Source organism: Escherichia sp. E4702 (genome assembly GCF_963883545.1).
GTDB lineage: Bacteria > Pseudomonadota > Gammaproteobacteria > Enterobacterales > Enterobacteriaceae > Escherichia.
Map to the genome: position 1 here is coordinate 1 of NZ_CAWORF010000030.1, position 10956 is coordinate 10956.

Genomic DNA, 10956 nt, shown 5'->3' on the forward strand with positions numbered 1-10956 from the left:
GGCGCTGTGTCTGGCATGCCTGCAATCCGGGGGACTGGACCAGGAAAAAACTTGCAGGCCGTAACAGTATCTACAAAATCACGCTAAATCAGGCTATTGCGCAGTCTGCGGTCGGNCTGATAAGACGCGGCAGCGTCGCATCAGGTGTTGATGTCGGATGCGGCGTAAACGCCTTATCCGACCTACAAAATCACACTAAATCAGGCTATTGCGCTGTCTGGCGTAGGCCTGATAAACGCGGCAAGCGTCACATCAGGCATTGATGTCGGATGCGGCGTAAACGCCTTATCCGACCTACAAAATCACGCCAAATCAGGCTATTGCGCTGTCTGGCGTAGGCCTGATAAGACGCGGTAAGCGTCACATCAGGCATCCACACATTGCCGGGTGGATATCCCCGGCAATCTTCAATTACTGATCCGCAGTCTTATCAAATTTGCCCAGCACTTCACGCTCGTAGGCCATCGCTTTTTTGTGGTCAAATTTGTGTTCCCACTTGGCAATCACCAGCACCGCCAGCGCATTACCTACCACGTTCAGCGCGGTACGCGCCATGTCGAGGATACGGTCAACACCGGCAATAAACGCCAGACCTTCCAGCGGAATACCTACGCTACCCAGCGTTGCCAGCAGCACAACAAACGACACGCCCGGCACGCCAGCAATCCCTTTCGAGGTCACCATCAGCGTCAGCACCAGAATGATTTCCTGCCAGATAGACAGGTCAATACCATACAACTGCGCGATGAAAATAGCGGCAATACTTTGATACAGCGTCGAACCATCAAGGTTAAAAGAGTAACCGGTCGGCACCACGAAACTGGTGATCGACGCCGGGGCGCCGTAGGCTTCCATCTTCTCAATAATTCGCGGCAGCACACTTTCGGAGCTGGCAGTGGAGTACGCCAGAATCAACTCATCTTTCAGAATACGAATCAGGATCCAGACGCTTAACCCGCACAGGCGCGCCACAATTCCCAGCACTACCAGCGCGAAGAACAGAATGGCGAAATGCACCAGCAGCACCAGTTTCGCCAGTGGCCACAGAGAAGAGAAACCAAAGTTAGCCACCGTCACCGCAATCAGCGCAAACACACCCACTGGGGCATAGCGCATCACCATGTGCGTCACTTTAAACATGGTTTCAGAGATAGAGCGGAACACGGTCACCAGCGGTTCACGATGCAACGCAGGCAGGGAGGAAAGCCCCAAACCAAACAGTACCGAGAAGAAGATGATTGGCAGCATTTCGCCTTTCGCCATCGACGCCACAATGTTCGTCGGCACCAGCGACAAAATCGTGCCCATAATGCCGTGGGAACTGCTTTGGACTGCTTCCGTAGTGCTCTGATATTTCGAGATATCGACGGTCGCCAGCTGCGACATATCCACTCCGGCACCGGGCTGGAAGACGTTCGCCAGAGTGATCCCCAAAATGATAGCGATGGTGGTGATCACCTCGAAGTAGATAATGGTTTTCGCACCTATACGCCCGAGCTGTTTGGCATCACCAACACCCGCGATACCCACCACCAGCGTGGAAATTACAATCGGCACAACAATCATTTTGATCAGGTGGATGAAGATATCACCCGCTGGAGAGAGCAAATTGACGACCAGCCAGTCGCGACTGTCGCTATGGTAGTGCAGGTAGCTTCCCAGGAGAATGCCCAGCACCATAGCAAACAGAATCTGCCAGGCCAGGCTGAATTTTATATTTTTCATATGAATGACTTCCTCAATGGAGCGCCGTTCCCCGTTCAGAAACGCGAGAACGTGACATACTGCCAGGGCATGAATTGTGTTGCGTTGGTTTGTAGATTTTTTTAACGCTTATGATCAGTATCATTTGCGCGGTATGTTGCGCAACCCTTTAACAACAGAGCTTTTCGCTGCATTAATGCATAATAACGCGAGTTTATGGCAGGATTAATGAATAACCATTTGTTATGGAAAGATTTTTATTTGTTTAATCTGCAATAATACTAATTAGTGATTATTTTTGGCATATGTTCATTCGATTATTTTTTATTCAGCTCAATGACATAATCTTCAACGCCGGATGATTAATCCGATCGCCGCTGTAGCAGTTTTGCCATATTAATCGACTCAACCAACTGTGTTCGGTTAACTCGCGGTGAGTTGAGATCCATCACTTTTTGCCATAGTTCGATAGCTTGCGCGTAGTTCGCCTGCATAAACGCATCTGAAGCCAGCAGCATCAGGGCGGTGATTTCATTACTGTCCAGCGCGAGGGCTTTGTCGATCATTGCGCGAGTCTGGGCGGTCATATGCTGGCTGGCCTGGTAATAAAGCACCGTCGCCAGCGCCGCATACAGTTCAGCGTTCTCACCGCGTAGTTGCAACGCCTGACGGTACGCCAGCAGCGAATTGCTGTAATCGTTTTGCCACAGATAGTACTCGCCCAGTAACGCCCACTGTTCGCTGTTTTGTGGATTAGCGCGGATTTTATCCTGCAATGCCTGAAGCTGCGCTTCCGGGGTTTGCTGGCTGGCAAACTGATGTAGCGGATCGCGCTGACGCTGATACTCCGCACGTACCGCCTGCCATTTTGGGCTTAACAGATAACTGCCGATACAGAGAAATACCATCAAAATCGTGAGTGTTGTCAGCATTTTTACCGGTATTTGAGGCTGTTTCATCGCTTCGCCCTCACTCGCCAGAGGATCAGTGCCATCAGCAGTAACAACACCACTGGCAGCGCCCACAACACCAGCGTCTGACCCGTTAACGGTGGGTTATAGCGAACAAAATCTCCGTAGCGTTCGGTCATCCAGCCAATGATTTCGACTTCGTTCTTCCCCTCCTCCACCATGCTGTAAACCTGATGGCGCATACTGACTGCAACCGGCGCATTGGATTCCAGTAAGTTCTGATTCTGGCACTGCGGACAACGTAACTGGCTGGCAATATTTAACGCCTGTTGCTGTTGTTGCGGATTGGCGAATTGCCAGGTGTCTACGACCTGAGCGTGCGCAAAACAGGTAAATAGCAGCAGCAAAGTGAGAAGCCCTTTATTCATCGCGCTTCCTCCCCCGCCATCCGCTTAACAATGCGCCTGCAATCATCAACAATCCTCCCCCCCAGATCCAGCGCACACCGCTTTGTACATACAAACGAAAAGCGTAACGATCCGCTCCGGTTTTCTCGCCCATGACCACATACCAGTCATGGATGCCGTTCCAGCGAATTGACGGCTCCATCATTTGCTGACGGCGTGCTTCATAGAAACGCCGCTCCGGCGTTAATTCACCAATACGTTGCTGATGGTCAAACAGTGCCACTATCGCTTTTTCGCTGGTGTAATTGCCTTTGGCTTGCAGATCGAGGCGCTCAAACCGGAAGGTGTATCCTGCCAGTTTTACCTGCTGCCCCGGCTGTAAATTCAGGCTGATCTCCTGACGGCTGACGCTGGAAACCACGATCCCCGCGGCAAATAACAGCACGCCCGCATGCGCCAGCAGCGCCGGAAGCTGCGCGCGTTTGCCAGAGACAAACGTCGCCAGCACAATCACCACCAGCATCAACAGGCCAAACGGTAACGTTGCGCGGTTAAAATACGGTGCGCCAACGGAGAGGCGTCCCCAGCCCAGCAGGCCGTAAATCATCGGATAAAGCGTTCCCACCAGCACGATCAGTAGCACTGCGCAAAACAGCAACAGCGTAGCGAGGATTAACATTTCCCGCGATAACACCGAAAAACGCACCGCCAGGCCACCGTCCCGCGCTCGCCAGCCATACAGAGCCAGAGACGCAAGGCTAATCAGTGCAAACAGACTGAACAACGGCACGGCGCGGACGTTATCCAGCGCGAACGCATGAACCGAAACCAGAATGCCAGAACGGACAATCAACGTCCCCAGCAGCGACAGCATCAGAGTAACGATCGCCAGCAGCAGCGACCAGTGGCGGAAAATCCCCCGCTGGCGTGTCAGGGATAAACTGTGCAGCAGCGCAGTGGCAGAAAGCCAGGGTAATAAAGAGGCGTTTTCCACCGGATCCCAGAACCACCAGCCGCCCCAGCCCAGTTCGCAATAGGCCCACCAGGAACCGAGGATGATCCCCGCCGTTAATGCGCTCCAGCCAGGTAGTGCCCAGCGCCAACAAATTCTGGCGCAGGCACCATCAAACTCGCCGCGCAGTAAACTCGCCAGCGCCACGCTCGCCGCCACCATCAAACCGCCATAGCCAAGGTAAAGCAGCGGCGGATGAAAGATAAGACCGGGATGTTGCAGCATCGGATTGAGATCGCGGCCTTCGATTGCTGGTGGAAATATCCGCACGAAAGGGTCGGACCACAGCACCACAAACAGTAGCAGCGCGGCGAGCATGAGAGATAAAACGGCTAGCGTCAGCGGAAATAGCGGATCGGTTTGCTGCCGATAATGCCAGGCAAACAGCGCGCTCCAGACGGAAAGCAACAGCACCCAAAGTAGCAACGAACCTTCATGACCGCCCCACACCGCCGCCAGTTTGAGTTCCCACGACAGCAGGCTGTAGCTATGTTGGGCGACATAAATGACCGAGAAATCGCTGATGAGAAAACAATACGTCAGTACGCCAAAGGCGAGCAGCAGGAGCGCGAACTGCGCCAGAATGCCGATGCAAGTGAGTCGCATCATGGCAGGCCAGCGCAACCGCACTCCCGCGAAGGTCATCAACGGGGTCAACACGTTGACCCCGAGACTTAACAACAACGCCAAAAAACCGACTTCAGGAAGGAATACGTCCAGAAACCACCTCTGTTCTGGCTTACGCCACCGTTAACTGCCCGGCGTAGAGAATGAAAAAGCGCAGCATCAACACGCCGACCAGGCTGGCCCCACACGCCGCCAGCACAGCAGGAATGCCAGAACTGCGATTGACCCACGGTTTGAGCAACATTGGCACAATCAGCCCCAGCCCAGCGACACCAAGCCAGAACCACCACGTCCAGAAACCGCCGCCCAATGCCGCCACCAGCGCACGCACTTTACCGTCATCGCCCAGCGCCAGACCGACAAAAAACGCCACCAGCAGGAAGATTTCACCCCATACCACGGGGATTTCCATACGGTGTACAAAGTGCGCTTCCGTGGAATGCGGGTTACTGCGTTGGCGTATCGCCATGGCGATCAGCGCCACCGCCGCACCGGACGAGATGCCGGAGAAGAGGAACAGCACCGGCAGGATCGGATTATTGAGGAACGGATACGATTTCAGCGCCGACAGCAGAAAGCCGGTATAAGCCCCCAGCAGCACCGCCAGCACCAGCATCAATGTTTCCAGTCCGCGATGAACGGGCGTCAGCAGGCTCAGAACCTTTTGCACGATCCCCAGCTTCGGCAACCAGCGTTGTTGCAGGGCAAGCAAATCATGTTCAAAGATTTTCGCCAGCCACAGCACCAGCACCACCATGTAGAGCTGAAACAGCATCACCCCCATCGACATCACCGAGGTAAAACTGTAGTGGAACATCAGCTTCCAGAAGGTCCACGGCTTTGTCAGGTGGAAGACGAGGATCAACAGACCGAGGATCACCGCGCCAGGCCCGACAATCAGCGTGGTGCGCAGCAACGTACTGTCTGCACCGCCCGCCTGCGGGTAGAAGCGACGTAACAGCACGGCCAGCGTCACCAGACCGGCAGAAATACCAATCAAAAACAGGTAGATGGCAATCGGCCAGTCCCACACCAGCGATTCAAAATGAAATGCGGAAGTCTGCGTCATTGGCTCACCTCCCCGTATTTAAACGGTACGCGGTACAGCTTCGGTTTGGTTCCCAGCGCCAGCTTATAGCGGTAAGTGGGCTTCTGGCGCAGCAGTTGCGAAATCTCACTGTTGGGATCGTCCAGATTGCCAAACGTCAGCGCCTTCGTCGGGCAAGCTTCAACGCACGCGGGTAACTTACCGGCCTGCAAATTAGTCTTGCGGCAGAAATCGCATTTGTCCGCTGTCTTCGTGACCGGATGGATAAAGCGCACGCGGTACGGACAGGCGGCGATGCAATACTGACAACCGACGCAGAGATCCGGATTAACATCGACAATCCCACTGGCGGCATCACGAAAAGACGCACCGGTCGGGCAGACGTCAACGCACGGCGCATGATCGCAGTGCTGGCAAGACTTACGGAAGAAGCGATATTTCACATCAGGAAATTCGCCCTGCGGCTCGCTACGAATAATCGTCAGGCGCGAGACACCTTCCGGCACCTTGTTCACTTCCCGACAAGCATCCATACAGGCGGTACAGCCGATACATAACGACTCGTCATGCACCATGCCGTAACGCACCCCATTGATATTCAACATTTTCGCCACCACGCGCCCTGCGGTGCCGCTGACGGCTGCCAGCACACCGACGCCGGTGAGAAACTGGCGACGAGACCAGGTCATGGCTGCTCCTTAAGCAACGGAACAGACGCCGGGTTAAAGTTCGGATTGGTGCGCTGATCGCTGTGGCAATCGACGCAAATCTTAATCCGTCCTTTGTCACTTAACGTCTGCATCGTATCTTGCTGTGGATGCAGGGAATGGCAGCTGGCGCACGCCACTTTGGTTACGTGGACATCGTGCGGCCAGAACGCTTTTTGCAACTGTTCCGGCAGATGGCAGGACATACAAACACTGTTCTGCTCACCAACCTTGTACATCGGCTCGTTAAAGCGCATCACATCTTTCACCCCTTCACGGTGTTGCGGTGATGGCTGACCGTGACAGTTGGTGCAGGTGACCGGCAGTTTGTTATTCGGGTTGATAACGGAAGCATGTTTGCCATGCATACCTTCGGTATCTGGCTTATGACAGTCCAGACAGGCGGCATCCGGGTTACGCTGCTGGGTAACTTCGTAGCGATCACCAGATGCCTGCGCCGCAGGGGTAGCGGTAATTCCGTTCAGGCTCCACAACAGGCCCGACGCCAGCACCCCGGCAGTTAATAACGAACGTAATACGCTCATATTCACTCCATTGTGTTTTCCGCCCCTTGCGAGGCGGAACGGGGTTATTGGCTTAACAGACCGTTTTTACGTGCCTGCTCTTCCCACTGCGGGATCACCGTTTTGATGAAGTCCTGCTTCTCGGCCTTGATTTGTTCCATGTTCAGGCCAATGGCCTGCTGGGCTTTCTCTTTGGTCGAGATATCCGGGATCTGGATTTCATGGGTGATGCCTTTGGTCGCCAGCAGGCGCGCCAGTTTGGTGCGTGCATCCGCCGCTTTATCCATCGCCGTACCGAGCATCCGTAAACCTTCTTCCGGTGCGTGCATATGAATGCCGTGGGAAGCGATCGCCAGATCCCAGCGCCACTGGGCATGACGGATATCGTCCTGAATTGGCTTCATTTCGGCTTCCGTCGCGCCTGCATCCAGCGCTGCTTTCGCTTCGAAGTGAGCGTGAACCAGTTGATCTTCAACCTTGATTTTCAGGTCGTTAATCGACTGCTTACGTTCCGCGACCACTTTTTGCAAGGCAGCTTTGTCCTGGGTATGGCAGTTCGCACAAGTCTGGGCGAAGTTATCAAACGGATTGCCAATTTTATGGTCGGTGTAGAGTTTGCCTTCGGCGTTCTGCACTTTTGGCATATGGCAGTCGATACAGGTCACGTTGTTTTTGCCGTGAATGCCCGCTGTCCAGGTTTCATATTCCGGGTGCTGCGCTTTCAGCATTGGTGTTTTTGACAGGGAGTTAGTCCAGTCAGAGAAGGCAATTTTGTCGTAATACTGCTCCATATTTTCGACTTTCATGCCGTCATCCCACGGGAATTTAACCGCTTTGTTTTTGCCGTCGAAGTAATACTCCACATGGCACTGACCGCAAACCATCGATTGCTGGTCGAAACGTCCGGCTTTCTCAAAAGGTTTACCAATGGCTTCCATCGCGCGAGCCGCATATGGACGGGAAAGGGTTAACTCCGGTTTGCCTTTGGCGAACTCTGGTGAGGCGGTGTTATGGCAGTCGGCACAACCTAAGTTGTTGACGATTTCCGGGCCGCCGCGCGCCCATTTACCGTGGAAGTAGCCATCTTCGCCGTCTTTCTGGATCAGGCGCGCCACATCCGGGCTTTTACAACTCCAGCATGCCATCGGTAGCGGACCATCTTCAGCGTTTTTCGGCGCACCGGTACGCAGGGTTTCACGCACATCGGTCACAGCAAAGGCATGTCCACGCGGCTTGTTGTAATCGCGCGAGAAGGGATACCCCGCCCACAGGATCACCAGCCGTGGATCTTCCGCCAAGGCGTCAACACGCTCTGACTGTTCCGAGGTGGCTTTCCAGGAGAGATATTGATCGGGATGCTGTGGGGCAAAGGTTTCATTCTTCGCTTCCACAGTTACAGGTTTCGCGGGAGCGGCCGTTTGTTCAGCGTGAACAGAAGTGAAAAAGAAAAAAGGAATCAACAAGCTGAAGATACGGCGTGCGTTTATTTTTATCCTTGTCATAGGGGCTTTATCCAAATTTTGCCATTGAGGCAATGGCAGTTTTTATTGTTTTTTCATGACAGTAACCGCACATACACTGTCATGACATTGCTCGCCCCTATGTGTAACAAATAACCACATACGGAATGTTGTCTTTAATCAATTGTAAGTGCATGTAAAATACCACTTTAGAGTTAGTCGGTAATTTCCTCCATTTCAAACACATGCATAACTGCATGTTCCAGAAAGAAAATGCCAACTTTTGTTGGTGTCCTTCAAAAATAATCCTGTCGTTTATTTGCACAATTCTACTTTTGCGTGATCTGCCGCCCAAATACTAAACAAAACTGCCAATACCCCTACATTTAACGCTTATGACACATATTATTAACATCCTACAAGGAGAACAAAAGCATGAGCCAAATACACAAACACACCATTCCTGCCAACATCGCAGACCATTGCCTGATAAGCCCTCAGCAGTACGAGGCGATGTACCAACAATCAATTAACGCACCAGATACCTTTTGGGGCGAACAGGGAAAAATTCTCGACTGGATCAAACCGTACCAGAAGGTGAAAAACACCTCCTTTGCCCCCGGCAATGTGTCCATTAAATGGTACGAGGACGGCACGCTGAATCTGGCGGCAAACTGCCTTGACCGCCATTTGCAAGAAAACGGCGATCGTACCGCTATTATCTGGGAAGGCGACGACGCCAGCCAGAGCAAACATATCAGCTATAAAGAGCTGCACCGCGACGTCTGCCGCTTCGCTAATACCCTGCTCGAGCTGGGCATTAAAAAAGGTGATGTAGTCGCGATTTATATGCCGATGGTGCCGGAAGCCGCAGTCGCGATGCTGGCCTGCGCCCGCATTGGCGCGGTGCATTCGGTAATTTTCGGCGGCTTCTCGCCGGAAGCCGTTGCCGGACGCATCATCGATTCTAACTCACGGTTGGTGATCACTTCCGACGAAGGTGTGCGCGCCGGGCGCAGCATTCCGCTGAAGAAAAACGTTGATGACGCGCTGAAAAACCCGAACGTCACCAGCATTGAACATGTGGTGGTACTGAAGCGTACTGGCGGGAAAATTGACTGGCAGGAAGGGCGCGATCTGTGGTGGCACGACCTGGTTGAGCAAGCCAGCGATCAGCACCAGGCGGAAGAGATGAACGCCGAAGATCCGCTGTTTATTCTCTATACCTCCGGTTCTACCGGTAAGCCGAAAGGCGTGCTGCACACTACCGGCGGTTATCTGGTGTACGCGGCGCTGACCTTTAAATATGTCTTTGATTATCATCCGGGCGATATCTACTGGTGTACCGCTGATGTGGGCTGGGTTACCGGACACAGTTATTTGCTGTACGGCCCGCTGGCCTGCGGCGCGACCACGCTGATGTTTGAAGGCGTTCCCAACTGGCCGACGCCTGCCCGTATGGCGCAGGTGGTGGATAAGCATCAGGTCAATATTCTTTACACCGCGCCAACGGCGATTCGCGCGCTGATGGCGGAAGGCGATAAAGCGATTGAAGGCACCGACCGTTCGTCGCTACGCATTCTCGGTTCCGTGGGCGAGCCAATCAATCCGGAAGCGTGGGAGTGGTACTGGAAAAAAATCGGCAACGAGAAATGCCCGGTGGTCGATACCTGGTGGCAGACCGAAACTGGCGGTTTCATGATTACGCCGCTGCCTGGCGCTACCGAGCTGAAAGCCGGTTCTGCGACGCGTCCGTTCTTCGGCGTGCAACCGGCGCTGGTGGATAACGAAGGTAATCCACAAGAAGGTGCCGCTGAAGGCAGTCTGGTGATCACCGATTCCTGGCCGGGTCAGGCGCGTACGCTGTTTGGCGATCACGAACGTTTTGAACAGACCTACTTCTCCACCTTCAAAAATATGTATTTCAGCGGCGACGGCGCGCGTCGCGATGAAGATGGCTATTACTGGATCACCGGGCGCGTGGACGACGTGCTGAACGTCTCTGGTCACCGTCTGGGGACGGCAGAGATTGAGTCGGCGCTGGTGGCGCATCCGAAGATTGCCGAAGCCGCCGTCGTCGGTATTCCGCACAATATTAAAGGTCAGGCGATCTACGCCTACGTCACGCTTAATCACGGGGAGGAACCGTCACCAGAACTGTACGCAGAAGTCCGCAACTGGGTGCGTAAAGAGATTGGCCCGCTGGCGACGCCAGACGTGCTGCACTGGACCGACTCCCTGCCTAAAACCCGCTCCGGCAAAATTATGCGCCGTATTCTGCGCAAAATTGCGGCGGGCGATACCAGCAACCTGGGCGATACCTCGACGCTTGCCGATCCTGGCGTGGTCGAGAAGCTGCTTGAAGAGAAGCAGGCTATCGCGATGCCATCGTAACCCACAATTGCCCGATGCGAGTCGGTAACGGTTTGTAGGCCTGATAAGACGCGACAGCGACGCATCAGGCGTTGATTGCCGGATGCGGCGTGAACGCCTTATCCGGCCTACATTCGGCAACGGCTGTAGGCCTGATAAGACGCGACAGCGTCGCATCAGGCA

9 protein-coding genes are annotated in these 10956 nt (G+C 53.9%); 1 reads left to right on the forward strand and 8 read right to left on the reverse strand.

The window, feature by feature from the left end; all coding sequences use genetic code 11:
* Positions 1 to 411: 411 nt before the first annotated feature.
* From gltP to nrfA, 8 genes are all read right to left on the reverse strand, one after another.
* On the reverse strand, positions 412 to 1725 hold the full coding sequence (gene gltP, locus AACU94_RS19185; protein ID WP_130218549.1) for a glutamate/aspartate:proton symporter GltP: 1314 nt from the start codon (positions 1723 to 1725) through the stop codon (positions 412 to 414).
* A 341-nt stretch (positions 1726 to 2066) separates the two neighbouring features.
* Positions 2067 to 2663 carry a heme lyase NrfEFG subunit NrfG gene (gene nrfG, locus AACU94_RS19190; RefSeq protein WP_135490084.1) on the reverse strand — a complete coding sequence of 199 codons (597 nt, stop codon included), beginning with the start codon at positions 2661 to 2663 and terminating at the stop codon, positions 2067 to 2069.
* Positions 2660 to 3043, reverse strand: a complete 384-nt coding sequence (gene nrfF / locus AACU94_RS19195; protein ID WP_135490085.1) for a heme lyase NrfEFG subunit NrfF — start codon at positions 3041 to 3043, stop codon at positions 2660 to 2662. The genes nrfG and nrfF overlap by 4 nt, the downstream gene beginning before the upstream one ends.
* Positions 3036 to 4754 carry a heme lyase CcmF/NrfE family subunit gene (locus AACU94_RS19200; protein WP_135490086.1) on the reverse strand — a complete coding sequence of 573 codons (1719 nt, stop codon included), beginning with the start codon at positions 4752 to 4754 and terminating at the stop codon, positions 3036 to 3038. Before AACU94_RS19200 ends, nrfF begins: the two co-directional genes overlap by 8 nt.
* A 19-nt stretch (positions 4755 to 4773) precedes the next feature.
* Positions 4774 to 5730: a cytochrome c nitrite reductase subunit NrfD gene (gene nrfD / locus AACU94_RS19205; RefSeq protein WP_000195154.1), complete on the reverse strand. Its 957-nt coding sequence runs from the start codon at positions 5728 to 5730 to the stop codon at positions 4774 to 4776.
* The gene (gene nrfC / locus AACU94_RS19210; protein ID WP_096846392.1) at positions 5727 to 6398 is read right to left on the reverse strand and encodes a cytochrome c nitrite reductase Fe-S protein; all 672 of its coding nucleotides are present in this window, start codon (positions 6396 to 6398) and stop codon (positions 5727 to 5729) included. The genes nrfD and nrfC overlap by 4 nt, the downstream gene beginning before the upstream one ends.
* Positions 6395 to 6961, reverse strand: a complete 567-nt coding sequence (gene nrfB, locus AACU94_RS19215; RefSeq protein ID WP_001296647.1) for a cytochrome c nitrite reductase pentaheme subunit — start codon at positions 6959 to 6961, stop codon at positions 6395 to 6397. The genes nrfC and nrfB overlap by 4 nt, the downstream gene beginning before the upstream one ends.
* 44 nt (positions 6962 to 7005) lie before the next feature.
* Positions 7006 to 8442, reverse strand: a complete 1437-nt coding sequence (gene nrfA, locus AACU94_RS19220) for an ammonia-forming nitrite reductase cytochrome c552 subunit (RefSeq protein WP_000196875.1) — start codon at positions 8440 to 8442, stop codon at positions 7006 to 7008.
* Positions 8443 to 8835: 393 nt separating this feature from the next.
* On the opposite strand from nrfA, the gene acs reads away from it, so the two are divergent.
* Positions 8836 to 10794, forward strand: a complete 1959-nt coding sequence (gene acs / locus AACU94_RS19225; protein WP_135405653.1) for an acetate--CoA ligase — start codon at positions 8836 to 8838, stop codon at positions 10792 to 10794.
* Positions 10795 to 10956: the final 162 nt, after the last annotated feature.